The following is a 16742-nucleotide window of genomic DNA, read 5'->3' on the forward strand; positions in this document are numbered from 1 at the left end:
GGACGTCGTGTCCGCGGCCGTCATGCCGCTGCCGCGGAGGCGGCCCGTCGCAGGGTGCGGTCGCAGGCCGCCAGGTGGACCCCGAGCGCCTCCTCGAAACCGGTGATGGTGGCGTCGAGCATCAGCTGACGTCGGATCGCCAGTTCGCTGCCCTGGACGGCGCCCGTCCGTTCGGCGGTCCGCGTCAGGGAGTCGGCCACGTCTTCGGTCACCTCGTCGACCAGGTGCATGCTGAGCGCGTCGGCGGCCTCGATGGGGGTGCCGAACAGCACTGCCCGGCGGATCGCCGCGGCGAACACCCCGTGGTTGGCGAGTCGGTACACCGCCATGCCCGGCCAGGTGGCGCCGTTGTCGACGGACACCGTCAGGCGCACCGAGCCGGTGGCGATGCGGTAGTCGGTCGCCAGCAGCGCGTCCAGCGCGATACCGCCGCAGTCGCCTTCGGCGATCGCGATGGTGGGGCGGGGCAGGCGCTCGAGGCGCCGCAGGGCCCGTTCCCACTTGCTGACCAGCGACACCGTGAGCTCCTCGGTCCACGGCTCGGTCGGGGCGCCGGAGACCTGGACGATCACCGGAGCCTGGTCGGCGCGGTCCTCGGCCCTATCGCAGACCGCGGTCACGGCCGCGACCGCTTCGGCCGACAGGGGCTTGCTTCCGTCGATCCGGAGGACCAGGCCCTCCGCCGCGAGCTGCGCTTCGATCCCGAGGGGAGAGTTCATGACATCCTTCATCTGCTCGTTGCTCACCATTGCACCAGCGCTGTCTCGATGGTCGACCCAGGGCCCATGGTCATCAGGACGCCGTAGTCGCCGGCCTTGGTGGCCGCTTCCTGAAGCAGTCGTTCATAGGAGAACAGAAACGATCCGCTCGACAGGTTCCCGTAGTCGCGCAGCACCCCTGTGGTGTGGCGGACGTCGTGCCGGGTCAGGCCGAGGTTCACGCGGACCGCGTCGATGACCTTCTTGCCGCCGGAGTGCACCAGCCACTGGCTGATGTCGCTGCGGCGCAGTCCGGCGTTGTTCAGCAGCCGGTCGACCACCTGTTCCGCGTGGGCGCCGACGACGTAGGGGACTTGCGGGTCCAGGTAGAAGCTGAACTTCCCCTGGTCGTCGTCCCAGTCGTAGCGCATCGCGTCGATGGCGTCGGTGATCAGGTGGCTGGCGAAGCCCAGGATCCGCGGTCCGCCGGGCGAGGCCGGTATGTCGGCCGCGGCGTGGGCGGTGTCAGGGGAGTCGGCGACCAGTACGATCGCTGCGGCGCCGTCGCCGAACAGGCTGTTCACGACAGCGGTGCGCATGCTCCCGTCGATCACGTAGGCGGCCGAGCACGCTTCCGCGCAGAGCATGACGGCGACCTTGCCGGGGTTGGCCACGGCCCAGCTCGAAGTGGCGTTCAGCGCGTTCAGTCCGGCGTTGCAGCCCATGCCGACGACGTCCACCCGGCTGGTCTTCGCTGAGATGCCCATCTCGCGGATGAGGTGGGCGCTCAGGCCCGGGGTGAGGAAGCCGGTGGTGGTGGTGCAGCACAGGTAGTCGATGTCCTCGATGTCGAGGCCGACGTTCTCCAAGGCGGCGCGCACCGCCCGGACGCCCATGTCGAGGGCGACCTGCTTGTGCTTGGCGAGGAGTTCGCCCTGGGCCTCGGTGAGCAGGGTGCCGTCCTCGGCCCGCGGAGGCAGGGTGAGGAAACGGCGCTCGATCGCGCTGTTCAGGAACACCGACCGGACCCTGGGGTCCGTGATCGCGCAAATGTCGAGGAGTTCCCGCTGGCTGTAGGAGGTTTCGGAGACGGCGGTGGCGACGCCCGTGATCCGGGCCGCGCCGAGGGTCTTCCTTCGGTCGTGCTCCGGTATGTCGAAAACGTCGACGCCGGGAGCGGTCAGGCTGATGGTCATCGGAATTTCCATCCCCACATACGAGGCTTGCTGCGGACAAGGGACTGTGGTGCCAGCACGTCGATCGCTTTCCGTCGGACGGTGGGTGAGGGTTGGATGAGGGTTCGGCTCGCGGTGCGGCGCGCGGCTCAGCGCGCCCGCCGGGACTCCTCCCGGATGAAGCGCGCGAGCCGGGCGACTCCTTCGACGATTTCTTCGTTGCTCAGGTAGCTGACGGACAGGCGGAGACTGTGGTCGCCGCCGTCTCGGGGATAGAAATAGGACATGGGCGTCCAGATGACTCCGTACTCCTCCGCCGAACGCACCAGCGCGGCGTTGTCCGCACGGAACGGAACGTCGACGGTCAGGAAGAACCCGCCGCTCGGTTCGTTCCAGCGCACGCCGACGTCCTCCCTGTCGGAGGCGGCGAAGGCCGAGTCCAACTCCTGGAGGATGGCCCGCATGGCGCTGCCGTAGTAGGCGGATGTCTCGGTATTGAGATCCGAGGTCCGCCCGTCGGCGGCGAGCAGCATGCCCGCGACCGCGGCCTGGCCCAGCGGGGAGGTGTTCACCGTGATCATGCTCTTGATCTTGGTGATCTCGTCGGCCAGCAGGCCGGTGTTCCCCTCCTGGTCCACGACGGGCTGGTCGGCGACGGCGAACCCGACCCGGGCGCCTGGGAAGAGAGTCTTGGAGTAGGAGCCCAGGTGGACGACCCGCTGCGCCCGGTCGAGGGACTTGAGGGTCGGCTCCTGGGGCCCGGGGCTCACGAGGCGGTAGGGGCTGTCCTCCAGGATGAGGATGTCCTCCCGGGCCGCCAGTGCCACCAGGGCGTGGCGCTCGTCGAGCGACATCGTGTTGCCGGAGGGATTGGCGTGGTCGGGGACCACGTAGAACGCGCGGGGCCGGCGGCCGCGTGCACGTTCCGCCGCGAGCACTGCTTCGAGGTCGGCGCAGTGGAAGCCGTCGGGGCGTTCCTGGACGGGAGCCGGTTCGAAGCCGAGCACGCGGGCGGCGCCGGTGATGCCGACGTAGCAGGGGCTGGAGACGAGGAGTACGTCCTCGGGCGCCGAGAGGACCGCGCGCAGGGTGAGGAACATCGCCTCCTGACAGCCCACCGTGACCACGATGGCCTCGGGTGCCACGTCGATGTTCTCGTCCTTGCGCAGCGAGTCGGCGATCAGCTCGCGGATCCGGCCGCTGGTCGGTCCGTACTGGAAGAGCGCGTCGCGGATATCGGCGGCCGAAGCGCCGTTCTCCTCGAGGTGGCTCAGGTACTTGCGAATGTGCGAGAAGATCTGCTCGGTGTGGAAAAATCCGTCGTAGGGACGGCCCGGCGCAAATGAGACCGCCTCGGGATAGCGGTGGGTAATCCCATTGAGGAAATTCATGGTGTCGAGCACCGGGTCAGAGACGCTGGCGTGCAGCTCCTCCTTCTTCAGCCGGGTCGCGGCCATGGGAGTGCCTCCCGGGAGGTGGACGACCGGTCCGGTCGTCCACCTCAGTAGTGGGGAATGGGTGTGGTGACGCGACTACGCGAGTCGACTACCAGCGCCATTCCTGCTGGCGGTAGAGGTGACCGGCCTTGATGTCCCGGTCCTTGCACCAGGTCATGAATTCTTCGATCTGCTTGATCTGGTACGTGTCCTCGGTGTAAGTCGTCGCCATCACGTGTCCCAGCCAGGGCTCTTCACCCATCGCGTACACGTACGCCTCGTGCGCACCGAGTTCCGTCATGATCGCCGCAGCCTGCTCCGCGTTCGACCCCGACAGCTTCCGCGAATTGCTCAGCTTCTTCGACACCGGGATCGTCAGCAGCGCCTGGTACAGCCACGTCAGCGGCGCACCATCACACTCCATTCCCAGGAACGCGATGTCAGCCGTCCCCAGATGACCCTTGATCCGCCGGTACAGCATCGGGTCGATACCCGAGGAATCCGCACCGACGAACACCTTCTTGCCCGCGAGCTCCACCCAGAAAGTGGACTTCGCCCGGATGTCCAGGTCACAGTGCTCACCGAGGAACGGCGTCGCCGTGACCTTCCCGCCCGGGAACTCCACCTCGTCGAAATCGTCGACCTCGACGACCGGGAAACCCTGCTGCCGCAGCATCAGGGCCATCGACGGGTCCGCCAGGTTCCCGCGCGAAGAACGCGGCACCACGATCGCACCGACCCGACCGCGCAGCTGCAGCAGCGTCTCGAGCACGATGTGGTCCTGATGCCCGTGCGTGATCAGCACCAGATCGATGAAATCAGGAAGATCATCCAGCGTGTACCGGTCACCGGCGGAACTGTCCGCACTGATGAACGGGTCCGTCACGATCGCCGCCTCGGGCGTCTGCATCACCAGACACGCGTGCCCGAAGTACCGGATCCGCCCGCCCCCATCGATGTGCCGGTCCGGCGCACCGCTGGGACGGTCCGTCAGCAGCCCCGACAACTGCTTGGCCTGCGCATCGTCCAGCTCCAGCGCCTCCCGCAGATGCGACAGCGTCGCCGGACTCACCCGCGCCTTGAACAGCTCCTCCAGACCCGCGTGACGGAACGGCACCGCCAGCTCCAGGACATCCGGCGACGGCAGCCGCGGCGTACTCAGAATGAACGGACGCTCATACCCCGGCTCCAGCGACAGCTGCACCGACTGCCGCGCCTCGGAATACACACTGCTCTTGTAGACCAGCGGCTCCATGAACCGCATCTGCGCCTGGTTGTCCGTGTCGTACGCCAGCTCCACCAGACCGTTCAGCTCCGCCGGCATCTTCGGATACAACGGCGTCAGGTCGAACCCCGTCGCGTTCGCCCGCAGGATCTCCTGACCCGCGGCGATCGCCTCCGCGAACCGCAGCATGTCCACCCGGTCCCGCTTGATCCCCTCCAGAAGATCACGCACCTCATCGGCACGCTCCTCCGGAATGTTGATGAAATACCCACCCCGCAGCTCAGGATTGTTACTCGCCGCGACATGCACCTTCGGGGACTGCAGATACGACTCCAGCATCGGCACCTGCAAAAACGCCAGATTCATCGCCGCCTGCACCGGCGCCAGCGTATGCGGCCACGCGAAGAACCGGTCAACCAACGGCTCCACAATGGCCTTCGAACGCAGAAACAACGGCTCCTCAGCCATCTGCTCCCCACCTCTCTTCGAGATCCAACGTCACATATCGCCCCGGGAGTGCGAATGCCAACTCACCGCTGGCGGAACGCTGGACCACGGAGACGACAAAGGAAGTGCAGAGGTTGGACGGTCTCGCACACCTCACTCCACAGCGCACCCAAGCGCTCAGTCAGCACTATGACGCGGGTTGACGCATTCGATCAATAGTGTCCGGCAGCCCGTGAACTGAACACCCCGGAGTGACTTCTTTAGGTCGGGCGCCGCTCAACTGCGGCAGCGCATCAGTTGAACACAGAAGGGGCTGCCGGTATGCACTGACTTCACGTAAAAATCACTCGAAAAGTCGGACGGCTCTCGCCGCTTCATCCAGAAATGAGGTATCGCCTCGGTGACTGGCACAGAAGAGTCCGGCGTGCGCTACGAGAAGAAGGGTCACATCGCCTACGTCACACTCGATCGGCCCGCAGTGCTCAACGCGATGAATCTGCGCATGCACGAGGAACTGGCCCGGGTCTGGGACGACGTCGAGGCGGACGACGACGTACGGGTCGCCGTACTGACCGGCGCCGGCGACCGGTCCTTCTCCGTCGGACAGGACCTGCGCGAACGCTCCCGTCTCGACGGGCAGGGAGTCCCTCCGTCGACGTTCGGCAGTCGCGGTCAGCCGGGGTGGCCGCGACTGACCGAGCGGTTCGGCCTGTCCAAACCGGTTGTCGCCCGGGTGAACGGCTATGCCCTCGGCGGGGGCTTCGAACTCGCCCTCGCCTGTGACCTCATCATCGCCTCCGACCAGTCGGTCTTCGCACTGCCCGAGGCGACCCTGGGACTGGTGCCCGGTGCCGGAGGGGCCTTCAGACTCGCACGACAGATACCTCTGAAGATCGCCATGGGCTATCTGCTGACCGGCCGCCGGATGAGTGCAGACGTGGCGCTGCGCCTGGGGCTGGTCAATGAGGTCGTGCCTGCCGAGGAGTTGGATGACGCGGTCACCGCATGGACCGATGCGCTGCTCTGCAGCGCTCCCCTGGCCGTGCGTGCCATCAAGGAGGCCGTGATGCGCTCTGTCGACATGCCCCTGGAGGAAGCGTTCGTCACCCCCTTCCCTTGGGAGCAGCAGCGAAGGCACAGCGCGGATGCCGTCGAGGGCCCGCGCGCCTTCGCGGAGGGGCGTGAACCCGTGTGGCGGGGGCGCTGACGGCAGGTACCCGACACCTCACGCGCTGACCCCGCCGCGGGACGGCCCCACGGGCCACGGGTTCCCCTCAGGAGCGCTGTGGGACCGCCGCGGCGACGGGCAGCCTCCGGCAGCTCGTCCGCCCGGCCCTCCAGTTCGGCATGGCGGTGTCCATGGTGACCTCGGCCCGCTCGGGAGGCTGAGGTCGCCGCCCTCGCGGAGGTCGGTCACCTTCTGACCAGCGTGACCGTCTCCGCCGACTCGCGGACGCGATGGCACTCAGCCGCACCACCCTGAGCGCCGCCTCGGCCGTCGCGACGCTAAATGCCGTCGACACCCCCTCGAAGGTCCTGCACCTCACCTACTGGGAGGTGGACGACGAGGAAGCCGCGCATCTCGCCGACCTCGTAGCGGGAACGGGGATCGACGTTCAGCTCAGCCCCGTGCTCCTCTCCGAAAGCGCCCTGCGCCGGGACAGCCGATCGGTCCAGCACTCGCTGATCCAGAGAGCGCGCGACACGGACTCGACCAGTACTTCCGCCTGTCCAACGGATACCGCTCCTACCTCGACGACCTGCGGCAGCTGCAGCTGTCCAAGGAGGAGAGCAACCCTTGCCGGTCGGCCACCCCCTACATGTCGGCTGACGGCGAGGTGCGGCCCTGCCCCTACAGAGCATCGAGGTCAGTGTCCATGCCCCACGTACCGAGATCCGAGCCTTCCTCGACGCGCCGACCACGGCTCGCATTGTACCCGACTGCGCCGCCATCTGCCGCCCTGCGTCCCGCGACTGCGCGGCAGCCTGACCTTGGGGGTCCACGGGCAACGTGTGGATCACCCAGCCCTCCAGGGGCGTCGTCATGATCCCTTGGAAGCGTGGGCGAGAAGGGTACTCGCGGTGCCATCACACCTTGCCACCGCCAGACGGCGGCGTCCTCATTCAGCCCGATGACGGGGGCAAACAGGCGGGGCATTGGACCTTAGAGGGCGTTTGATCTAGGCAGATTGCCGCTTATGCCCTAGTAGGGCTTGGTCAGGTTCAGTCTTTGGTGGCGTGTCCAGTTGAGTGGCTGTGTCGTTGATCGGGTGTGACGCCTGAGGACTTGGCCGCGGTGCGGTGTGATCTGGAGGATTTCGCGGCGGAGGTTTTCGAGCCGTTCGCGCGGAATGATCAGCGTCGGTGGGGGCGGGTCTACCTGCGTGGGCTGCTGACCGACGGGCAGCGCAAGTCGGTCGAGCCGATGGCCGCCCGGCTGGGCGAGGACGGGAACCGTCAGGCCCTGGCCCACTTCATCACCACCAGTCCGTGGGATCCGGCGCATGTGCGGGCCCGGCTGGCCTGGAGGATGGAAAGGGCGATCCGGCCCACCGTGCTGGTCTTCGACGACACCGGGTTCCTCAAGGACGGCAATGCCTCGGCGTGTGTGTCGCGGCAGTACACCGGCACCGCGGGCAAGGTCACCAACTGCCAGGTGGGCGTCTCCCTGCACATGGCTTCGGATCATGCCTCGGCGGCGGTCGACTGGCGGCTGTTCCTGCCCGAGACCTGGGCGCCCGGGTCGGTGAAGGCGGATCCGGACAAGGTCGCCCGCCGCACCGCCTGCGGTATCCCCGACGACATCGGGCATGTGGAGAAATGGCAGCTGGCCCTGGACATGCTGGATGAGACCCGCTCGTGGGGCATCGAGGTGCCGCTGGCCATTGCGGACGCCGGATACGGCGACGCCGCGGCCTTCCGGCACGGCCTGCAGGCCCGCGGCCTCAACTACGTCGTGGGCATCTCCACCACCCTCTCGGCCCAGCCCGGCCCCGCGGTGCCGGTCGCCGAGCCGTACTCCGGGACCGGGCGCCCGCCGGTGGCGAAGTACCCCGACAAGCCGCAGTCGGTGAAACAGCTGGTCATCGCGGCCGGCCGGAAGGCGGCGAAGCCGGTGCAGTGGCGTGAGGGATCCCGGCCCGGCACGGGCCGCAGCGGCTTCAAGCGGATGTACTCGCGGTTCGTGGCCTTGCGGATCCGGCCTGCCGGACGCGAGGTCCGCCAGACTGTTGACGGACCGGAACTGCCGGAGTGCTGGCTCCTGGCCGAGTGGCCAGCAGGCCAGGCCGAGCCGGTCCAGTTCTGGCTCTCCGACCTGCCCGCCGACACCCCGCTGACCACCCTGGTCCGCCTGGCCAAGCTCCGCTGGCGCATCGAACACGACTACCGCGAGATGAAGCAGGCCCTGGGCCTGGCCCACTTCGAGGGCCGCACCTGGAACGGCTGGCACCACCACGTCACCCTCGTCTCCGTCGCGCACGCCTTCTGCACCCTGCAACGACTGGCCAGAGCCCCAAAAGACACGGCGCTGGCCTGACCCTCTACCGGATCATCCGCGAGCTACAAACCCTTCTCGCGACATGGAACGGCGCCTGCCCCACCTGTCACCGCGACATACCCACCCCAATACGGACCTGACCAAGCACTACTAGTAGGTTCCTCGCCAGGTTGGTGTGGTCTCGTCCGTTATGCGTTTGGCGCGGTTGTCGATCGAGGCGATGTGAATCATGGCTTCGGAGCTGGCGGTGAGAGTCTCGTAGTCGCGGGCGAGGCGGCGGTGCATCATGATCCAGCCGATACTCCGCTCTACTACCCAGCGCCTTTTCAAGACCTGAAAGCCGCGGGTTTCAGGGTTCCTGTTGACGACTTCGACATCGATTCCGAGGGTGGCCCCGTGCTCGACCACGGATTTCTTGAAGCCGGTGTCGACCCAGCTCTTCGCGATGGTCGGGTAGGCCGCTTTCGCCTGTTCGAGGAGGCGTATTCCCATGGCATTCTCGGAGAGGCCGGCGCCGGCGACGGTCACGGCGAGGATGAGGCCGATGGTGTCGGTGAGGATGCCGCGCTTCCTGCCCACGATCTTCTTCGCGGCGTCGGTTCCCTGGCTGGTCAGGGGCACATTGATGGAGGTTTTGACGCTCTGGGTGTCGATGACGGAGGCGGTCGGCTCGGGCTTTCGGCCTTCCTTGACGCGGGCCAGTCCGGTCAGGTCGTAGTTGATCTGGGCGAAGATTCCCTCGTCGCGCCAGGCCGCGTAGTAGGCGTAGACGGTGCCGTGGCTGTAGTAGGCGTAGACGGTGCCGTGGCTGGGGAAGTCGTGCGGAAGGTATTTCCAGGGGATTCCCGTGCGGTTGATGTAGAGGAGCGCGTTGAACACATCGCGTAACTCAACCTTGGCCGGCTGGCCCGTGGGTCTGCGTTCGAGCCGGGCATTCCGCCAGGCCGTCAACGTCGGCTCGATCAGGGCCCACCGGGCGTCGGACAGGTCGCTGGGGTACGGCTTGCGCTCGCTCACGGCACAGCGTGAGCATGGACATGCCGGAAGATGTCGTTCCGCTGGCAACTGGGAGGTTCTGCGGTATCTCTACGCCAGACGGGTTTCCGGGCAAAGAAGCGGATGAGACGGGCAGGAGGGTTCTCGGTCTGCCGGGTGACATTCCTCCTCTACAGGCTGAACCGCATCAAAGCAGGGCAGTCGCATAAGCGGCATAATGCCCTTGACCTGGGTAAACGCCCTCTAAGGAAGGTCGATGTCGAACCCCTGCGGGGTCGGCAGGGTCCTGAAGCCGAGGGTCTCGACGGCGACCTTCAGTTTTCCTCCCCCCTTCTCCCTGCGGAACCTGTTGTAAGCGTCCATTCCGAACAAGGTCTGCAATGCCTTGCCCAACTCCAATGAGGTCAGGCGGCGTTCCTCTCCCCGGGCTTGCTTCAGAAGGTCGTGAATGGCCTTCTGGAAGTCCCCAGCCCCCGTGGCCGCGCTGGCGGCCAGCGAGGGAACGCAGCACCGCCGGATCGACCCCGATAGGGCCCAGGAGCGGGAGCGGGTACCGCGGGCCCGGCTTCAGGCTCGTCCGGTTGTGGTTCGGGCACCGGTGCCATGCCCGTGTGTGCAGGTACGGAGGAGACGACTGGACTCGACGTGCCCAAGGGCCCGACCACCTTGGGAGGCGCGGCGTTGATCAGCGCGTCGGGTGTCTCGCCAGGGTAGGTGGGTTCCCAGGCACGCAGTTCCTCGTAGCTGAAACCGAGGTAGAACTCAACGGGCTCGTTAATGTCACGGGTCTGCCAGAACTGGTTCCGGGGAGCGAAGAAGGCCGACAACTGGCTGCGGGCGATCCTCAGCCGTCCGGACTGGGGACCCTTGATTTCCTCAATGATTCCGCTGACACGTACCAGCTCCTGTGGGTGACTCCAAAAGCCTGTTGGCCCGTGGTGCCAGCGGCCCAATTCGCCGAAGTGCACTAGCGGATGCGGGCGGGAGCTACCTCCGAGCCACTCGAAGCTCCACTGCCTGCGGTGCTGGCGGCTCAGACGCTTGCATTCCTCTAGGTAGTAGCGGATGCCCTCTTCGTCCCGCGCGTCGCCCCGGTACCAGATGAGGAAGTTCAGGATGTAGCTGTAGTAGTTCGCATCGAGGCTGTCTCGCTCGGAGGCGAACCATGCTAGCCGCTCAAGGGCATGGGTCTCGGAATACTCGGGGAGTCTCCTGTAGGATTGGAACCATAGCCGTAGGTCGGCGTCGGTGGCCTGGCCGTTGTTGATCCGCCCTTCGGTCATCTCGGCGATGGTCCGCGTCTGCTCCTCAGTCAGACGCGACCAGTCCCGACCGGCCTTCGCGTACAGGGTGCGGGCGATGGCTAGATCCACTTCGGGGTTGTCGCCGCGGCGGCGCACCTCCTGCCACTGCTCGACGAGCCTCTCGACGTCGCCATAGAGTGCGGTCAGTCGCCGATCGAGCTTCCGGTAGTACTTGCCTTCGGCGTTGACATTTCGGAGGTTGTCGAGCAGTTCCTCGGCCCGCCCGATCTGCTCCGTTACCCATACGGCCGCCACGAGGACGACGCCTAACACCGAACCACCATGACAACCTCAGACCACCGCCATCACCGAGCAGCAAGCCCGCTCAGGCAGCCTCGTAACTCATTCGCAGCAGCGGCTCAGCCCGCAGAAGGTCAGCTTCGCTTCGCATCCGTACCTCGACATCACCGGTGCCGTGGTGGCCGATCTGGCGGGCGTGGCTGACGCACGCGAAATTTCGTAGGCGCGGTACGCGCGGGACTGCTTGCGGTCGACGCTGCTGACGTCCTCTCCGAACCCACGCACCAGCGGGCCGCTGGCCGTCGCTCCGGGCGGGCGTCGCCGTCACCTTAGCTACCGGCTCAAGCGCGAGAAGGCCGGTGCCGAAGAAGCTGTAGCGGACCAGGTCGATGGTGCGGCGGGTCTCGCGCACGGCGTGGACGTCGTATCGGGTGAAGTCCTCCGCGATGCAGATCAGCCGGGGACTGCTCCACAGCACCTGGGAAGCGGCGTCCGCCCCGAGCCGGTCGCGGACCAGCTGCTGGAACTCGGCCCCGTGGTCGGTCAGCCACGCCAGCGAGCGTCAAATGAGCGTCACGAGCGTCATCTCAGCGTCAAGATATCGCCCGTAACGCCCACAGTGCACATAATGCGCACCGGCAAAACCGCAGGTCAGGCGCCCTTCGCGATCGGTTCAAGGATCGCGACGCACTCCACGTGGTGGGTCATAGAAATAAGATCTAGCGAAAACATGTGAAAGGAAACCGCAGGTCAGCGGCCTGGACGGCGCAAATTGGACAGGGTACCGGTGTGCGTTACGTGCGGAGTGGGCGTTATGTGCAGCGCGCTGACGCTTCTTGGCTGCCTCTGGCCGGGCGAACAGGGCCCGGGCAGCCGAGTGCGTCGCCGCCTGCCCCACCGGACCTTGCGGTCCACCTGAGCCCCACACTTCGTCGATGCCGGTCTACCCACACGTGATCAGACGGCCTGCGTCGAGGGCCGCGGTGCGGTCGGCCAGGGCGTCGGCGGCTACCCGGTCGTGGGTGATGAACACCAGGCTGAGCGATGCCCGGTCGCGGAGCCCCGTCAGGACGGCGAGGATGGCATCGCGCGTGGCGGGGTCGAGGCCGGAGGTGATCTCGTCGCATATCAGGACCTTGGGCTCTGCCAGCAGTGCCCGGGCCAGGGCGGCCCGCTGGAGTTCGCCGCCGGACAGTGCACCGGGGCGGCGCAGGGTCAGGTCCTCGGCCAGTCCCAGTTCCTCCAGGGTTCGGGTGGCGGCTTGGCGTGCGGTGTCCCGGTCGGCTCCGCGGAGTCGGGCCGCCGTGCGGGCGACCTGGTCGATGACCGGCCGGTGTTCGTCGAAGGCTGCCTTGGGGTCCTGGAACACGTACTGGACGGCGGCCAGTTCGGCGGGGGTGCGGGCGCGGAGGCTGCGCGGCAGCGGGTTCCCGTCGAGCAGGACCGTCCCCTCGTACGCGGAGTGCAGTCCGGCCAGGCACCGGCCGAGGGTGGTCTTGCCGCTGCCGGAGCGGCCGACCACGGCCAGGCACTCCCCCGGCGCGACCGACACCGTGATGTCGTGCAGTACCGGAACGGTGCCGCGCGTGGTCCGGTGCCGTGCGGTCAGGTCCCGTACCTCCAGACGCCCTCCGCTCCCGGGTGCGGCAGGGCGGGGCCGGTGGGCCGCCGGCTGCGCGGGGGTGGGCAGCACCTCGTCCACCGATCCCTGGGCCACAACCCGGCCGGCGCGCAGTATGACCGCGTCGTCGGCCAGCTGTCGTACGACGTCCAGGTCGTGGCTCAGCAGGACAATGGCGATGCCTTGCCGGGCGACGTCGGCCAGGGCCTCGACCACGCCCTGTTTGGTGGCCGGGTCCTGGCCCGTGGTGGGTTCGTCGGCGACGATCACCTTGGCGCCGAGGAGCAGGGCCTGGGCGATGACGACCCGCTGCTGCTGGCCGCCGGAGAGCTGGTGGGGGTAGCGGCGCAGCACCATCGCGGGGTCGGGCAGCTGGGCCAGGCGCAGGGCGTGCTCGACGCGGTCGTGGATCGCGCGGCGGGTTCCGCCCCGGCGGGCGGCGATGTCCCACAGCAGTGCTCCGGCGCGCCGGGCGGGGTTGAGGACGGCGGCGGGGTGCTGGGGTACGTACCCGACGGCGCCACCGCCCGGGGTGCGGATTCGGCCGTCGATGCGGGCGCCGGGCGGAAACTCGCCGAGCAGGGCGCGTCCGGTGGTGGTCTTGCCACTGCCGGAGGGCCCGATGAGGGCGGTGACGCGGCCGGCGCGGGCCGTCAGGCTCACTCCGTCGACGAGCGTGCTGCCCGCCACCTCCACGCGCAGGTCCTCCACTTCCGCGACCGGGTTCATCCTCGACCTTCTTTCCTCGTGGCTTTGGCGGCCGGTGTGTGCAGGGCGGCGTCGAAGAGCAGGTTGGTGCCCATGGACAGAGCGGCGATGAGGAGTGCGGGCACCACCACGGCCCACGGCTGGAGGAACATTCCCGTGCGGTTGCGGTCCACCATCACCGCCCAGTCGGCGGCATCCGGCTCGACTCCGATCCCGAGGAAGGCGGCCGTGGCCACCAGGTAGAGCGCGCCGGTCAGCCGGATTCCGGCGTCGGCGGCCAGGGTGCGGCGCATGGAGCGGGCGACGTAGCCGAAGGCCGTACGCCACCAGGACTCCCCCTGCATCCGCAGGGCCTCGACGGCGGGCCGGGAGGAGATCTCGGCCGCCGCCGCGTGCACGACCCGCGCGGCCTCGGGTACGGCGGCCAGCCCGACCAGGACGGCCAGCCCGGCCGGCCCCGGGGTCAGGGTCGCCGCGACCAGCAGGACCAGCAGGAGGGACGGCACGGCGATCAGTACGTCGAGGGGCCGCATGAGGGCCTCCTCCAGCCAGGTGCGGTGGGTGAGCGCGGCGGTCAGCCCGAGGGGGACGGCCACCAGATAGGCGAGGCCGGTGGCCGCGAGGGCCACGAGGACCACGGAGCGTCCGCCGAGCAGGACCTGCCGCCAGACGTCCCGGCCGCTGAAGTCCGTGCCGAGCCAGTGCCCCGGGCCCGACGCGAAGGAGACCGAGCGCGGCCCGGCCGGTCCGGCGAGGAGCGGTCCGAGGACGGCCAGCAGCAGGGGGACGGCGATGAGCCCCACGGCGAGCGCGTACCGGGGCAGACGGGGCTTCACGCGACCACCTCCGCACGCGGAGCGAACCGGCGGGCGACGAGGTCGGCCCCGAGATTGGCCAGGACGGTGACCACGCCGAAGACGACGGCCATGCCCTGGACGACGGGTACGTCCCGGGCGGCGACGGCGTCGATGAGCACGGTCCCCAGGCCCGGGATGACGAAGAGGGCCTCGACGACGATGACCCCGCTCAGCAGCCAGTCGCAGGTCCGGGCCAGCTGCTGGGCGGCCGGGGCGAGGGCGTTGGGCAGGGCGTGCGCCCAGCGCACGCGCCCGCCGCCGACGCCGTAACGCAGCGCCTGGGCGACATACGGCGAGGCCATGGCGTCGATCATCCCGGCGCGGACGAGACGGCTGATGGTGCACACGGGCCGGGAGATGAGGACGAGGACGGGCAGGACCAGTACGGCCGGGTCGGTGAGCGGGTCCGCGCCGACGGCGGTGGGCGGCAGCCAGCCCAGCCACAGTCCGAACACGGTGGCCAGCAGCACGCCGAGGGCGAATTCGGGTACGGAGTGCACCGCCAGGGTCAGCGCGCTGAGGGTGCGGTCCAGTGGGCCGCCCTCGCGGCGGGCGCAGAGCACGCCGAGCCCGGCCGACAGCGGGAGCAGGACGACGAGGGTGGCGGACGCGAGCAGCACCGTGGGCCCGAGGCCGCCGGCCAGGTAGCCGGAGACGGGCCGTCCGCTGACCAGGGAGGTGCCGAGGTCGCCGTGGAGAAGTCCGGCGGCCCAGTCCAGGAAGCGTTCGGCGGTGGGCCGGTCCAGGTCCAGGGCCGCGCGGATACGGGCGATGCGCTCGGGGTCGGGCTGGTCGCCGGCCAGGGCGACGGCCGCGTCCCCGGGCAGGGCCTCGGTGAGCGCGAAGACGAACAGGACGACGGCCGCCGTCTGCCCCAGGCCGAGGAGCAGGCGGCGGCCGACCCAGTGGAGGTGGAGGGTCACGCGATCCAGATCTTGTCGAAGCGGGCCCAGTCGAGGGTGTTGGCGGGGGCCTTCGCGTCGACGCCGTGCACGGTGGGCGCGGTGGCGACGATCCAGTCGGCGAAGCCCCAGATCAGGAAGCCGCCTTCGTCGTACAGGCGGCGCTGCATGCGCTCGTAGAGGGCGGCCCGCTCCTTCTCGTCACGGGTGGACTGGGCCTGCTGGTACAGGTCGTCGAAGTCCTTCTGCTTCCACTTGGTGGCGTTGGTGGTGGAGCCGGTGAGCAGGCGCTGCGAGATGTGGGACTCGATGGGCATGGACCCGGACCGGTAGGAGGCGAAGGTCCCGTTGTCGAGGATGTCCTTCCAGTACGTGTCCTTGTTGCCGACCTTGACCTCGACGGTGACCCCGGCCTTTGCCGCCTGCTCCTTGAAGATCCCGGCGGCCTCGACAAAGCCGGTGGCGGCGGGAGCGGTGTCGAGGGTGACCTTGAGGTTCTCGGCGCCGGCCTCCTTGAGGAGGGCGCGGGCCCGCTCCAGGTCCTGGGTGCGCTGGGGCAGGCCGGAGGCGTAGTACCGGTACCCCTTGCCGAAGAGGTCGTTGCCGACCTCGCCGGCGCCGGAGAGGGCGCCGTCGACGAGTTCCTTGCGGTCGGCGATGAGGAAGAAGGCCTGGCGGACCCGCGGGTCGTTGAACGGAGGCCGGTCGGTCTTCATCACGAAGCCCTGCATGGAGCTGCCGGGCAGCCGGATGACCTCGATCTTCCCCTTGCCCTCGTGGGTGCGGGCGGTGGCGGGGCTGAGCTCGTGGGCGTACTGGACCTGCCCGCCGAGCAGTGCGCTGACGCGGGCCGACTCCTCGGAGGCGACGACGAATTCGACCTGGTCGAGGTGGGGGGCGCCCTCCCAGTAGGCGTCGTTGCGCTTGACGACGAGGGACTTGCCGGGGGTGAAGGCGGCGAAGGTGAACGGGCCGGAGCCGACGGGCTTGTCGAAGGAGGTGGTGTCCTTGGGGATGATGTACGCACCGAACGCGGCGAGGACGTTGGGGAATTCGGCGTAGGGGCGCTTCAGCTTGAACTCGACGGTGGACGCGTCGAGGGCGCGGCTGGCCGCGAGGTCGATGGGCTCCAGGGAGGCCTTGGCGCGGAAGGTGCCCTTGGGGTCGGCGATGCGGCGGTAGCTGTAGAGGACGTCCTCGGCGGTGACCGGGCGGCCGTCGTGGAAGGCGGCCTTACGGAGGGTGATCTTCCAGGTGTCGAGGCTCTCGTTGGGCTCCCAGCGCTCGGCGAGGCGCGGTACGGGGGCGAGGTCGGCGCCGAAGTCGGCGAGCTTGTCGTAGAGGGCCTTGGCGCGGGCGGCGTCGACGAACAGGTTGGCGGCGTGCGGGTCGAGGGTCTCGCCCGCGCCTCCGCCGGGGAAGGCGGCGCGCAGCGTGCCGCCGCGCTGGGGGGTGCCGGCCGCTGCGGCGTTCTTGGGGTCGGCGGTCTTGCCGGTGTCGCCGGCGCAGCCGGCGGTGAGGGCGAGGGCGGCGGCGGTGGCCGTGGCGGTGGCGAGGAGGAATCCTCTGCGGGCGAAGCCGGAGCGGGGGTTGTTCACGGTGTGGTGTCTCCGTTTGCTGCTGGGGAGGGTGGT

The 16742-nt window shown here is 68.5% G+C and carries 13 protein-coding genes; 2 read left to right on the top strand and 11 right to left on the bottom strand.

The window, feature by feature from the left end; translation table 11 throughout:
- Window positions 1-20: 20 nt before the first annotated feature.
- The 4 genes from dpgB to AW27_RS07510 form a co-directional block, all read right to left on the bottom strand.
- The gene (gene dpgB / locus AW27_RS07495; RefSeq protein ID WP_037929917.1) at window positions 21-719 is read right to left on the bottom strand and encodes an enoyl-CoA-hydratase DpgB; all 699 of its coding nucleotides are present in this window, start codon (window positions 717-719) and stop codon (window positions 21-23) included.
- Window positions 720-742: 23 nt separating this feature from the next.
- Window positions 743-1894 (bottom strand): 3,5-dihydroxyphenylacetyl-CoA synthase DpgA, encoded by a 1152-nt coding sequence (gene dpgA, locus AW27_RS07500; RefSeq protein ID WP_236647856.1) that lies wholly within the window; start codon window positions 1892-1894, stop codon window positions 743-745.
- Between the two features lie 128 nt (window positions 1895-2022).
- Entirely contained in the window at window positions 2023-3330 is a 1308-nt protein-coding gene (locus tag AW27_RS07505; protein WP_037929526.1) for an aminotransferase-like domain-containing protein, read from the bottom strand.
- Window positions 3331-3418: 88 nt separating this feature from the next.
- Window positions 3419-5002 (bottom strand): MBL fold metallo-hydrolase, encoded by a 1584-nt coding sequence (locus AW27_RS07510; protein ID WP_304949843.1) that lies wholly within the window; start codon window positions 5000-5002, stop codon window positions 3419-3421.
- A gap of 379 nt (window positions 5003-5381) precedes the next feature.
- Here AW27_RS07510 and dpgD point away from each other — a divergent pair, with 379 nt between their 5' ends.
- Window positions 5382-6188, top strand: coding sequence for an enoyl-CoA-hydratase DpgD (gene dpgD / locus AW27_RS07515; RefSeq protein WP_052031332.1), 807 nt, complete (start codon window positions 5382-5384; stop codon window positions 6186-6188).
- A gap of 1065 nt (window positions 6189-7253) precedes the next feature.
- Window positions 7254-8519, top strand: a complete 1266-nt coding sequence (locus AW27_RS07520) for an IS701 family transposase (protein WP_304949835.1) — start codon at window positions 7254-7256, stop codon at window positions 8517-8519.
- Between the two features lie 111 nt (window positions 8520-8630).
- On the opposite strand, the gene AW27_RS07525 is transcribed toward AW27_RS07520, so the two are convergent.
- The 7 genes from AW27_RS07525 to AW27_RS07555 all read right to left on the bottom strand — a co-directional run bounded on the left by AW27_RS07525 (window position 8631) and on the right by AW27_RS07555 (window position 16706).
- Complete coding sequence (locus AW27_RS07525; protein WP_037929535.1) at window positions 8631-9497, bottom strand: IS5 family transposase; 867 nt, start codon at window positions 9495-9497, stop codon at window positions 8631-8633.
- A 413-nt stretch (window positions 9498-9910) separates the two neighbouring features.
- The gene (locus AW27_RS07530) at window positions 9911-11053 is read right to left on the bottom strand and encodes a hypothetical protein (RefSeq protein WP_037929539.1); all 1143 of its coding nucleotides are present in this window, start codon (window positions 11051-11053) and stop codon (window positions 9911-9913) included.
- Window positions 11054-11105: 52 nt separating this feature from the next.
- Window positions 11106-11498: a hypothetical protein gene (locus AW27_RS07535; RefSeq protein ID WP_052031333.1), complete on the bottom strand. Its 393-nt coding sequence runs from the start codon at window positions 11496-11498 to the stop codon at window positions 11106-11108.
- Between the two features lie 465 nt (window positions 11499-11963).
- Window positions 11964-13370: an ABC transporter ATP-binding protein gene (locus tag AW27_RS07540; protein ID WP_037929543.1), complete on the bottom strand. Its 1407-nt coding sequence runs from the start codon at window positions 13368-13370 to the stop codon at window positions 11964-11966.
- Window positions 13367-14185, bottom strand: coding sequence for an ABC transporter permease (locus AW27_RS07545; protein WP_037929546.1), 819 nt, complete (start codon window positions 14183-14185; stop codon window positions 13367-13369). Before AW27_RS07545 ends, AW27_RS07540 begins: the two co-directional genes overlap by 4 nt.
- Window positions 14182-15138: an ABC transporter permease gene (locus AW27_RS07550; protein WP_106967700.1), complete on the bottom strand. Its 957-nt coding sequence runs from the start codon at window positions 15136-15138 to the stop codon at window positions 14182-14184. The genes AW27_RS07545 and AW27_RS07550 overlap by 4 nt, the downstream gene beginning before the upstream one ends.
- Window positions 15126-16706, bottom strand: a complete 1581-nt coding sequence (locus AW27_RS07555) for an ABC transporter substrate-binding protein (RefSeq protein WP_037929552.1) — start codon at window positions 16704-16706, stop codon at window positions 15126-15128. The genes AW27_RS07550 and AW27_RS07555 overlap by 13 nt, the downstream gene beginning before the upstream one ends.
- Window positions 16707-16742 lie beyond the last annotated feature (36 nt).

The organism is Streptomyces sp. PCS3-D2, assembly GCF_000612545.2.
In the GTDB taxonomy this organism is placed as follows: domain Bacteria; phylum Actinomycetota; class Actinomycetes; order Streptomycetales; family Streptomycetaceae; genus Streptomyces.

Coding starts and splice junctions, on each gene's coding strand:
- dpgB (WP_037929917.1), bottom strand. CDS start 719: ATGAACTCTCCCCTCGGGATCGAAGCGCAGCTCGCGGCGGAGGGCCTG.
- dpgA (WP_236647856.1), bottom strand. CDS start 1,894: ATGACCATCAGCCTGACCGCTCCCGGCGTCGACGTTTTCGACATACCG.
- AW27_RS07505 (WP_037929526.1), bottom strand. CDS start 3,330: ATGGCCGCGACCCGGCTGAAGAAGGAGGAGCTGCACGCCAGCGTCTCT.
- AW27_RS07510 (WP_304949843.1), bottom strand. CDS start 5,002: ATGGCTGAGGAGCCGTTGTTTCTGCGTTCGAAGGCCATTGTGGAGCCG.
- AW27_RS07540 (WP_037929543.1), bottom strand. CDS start 13,370: ATGAACCCGGTCGCGGAAGTGGAGGACCTGCGCGTGGAGGTGGCGGGC.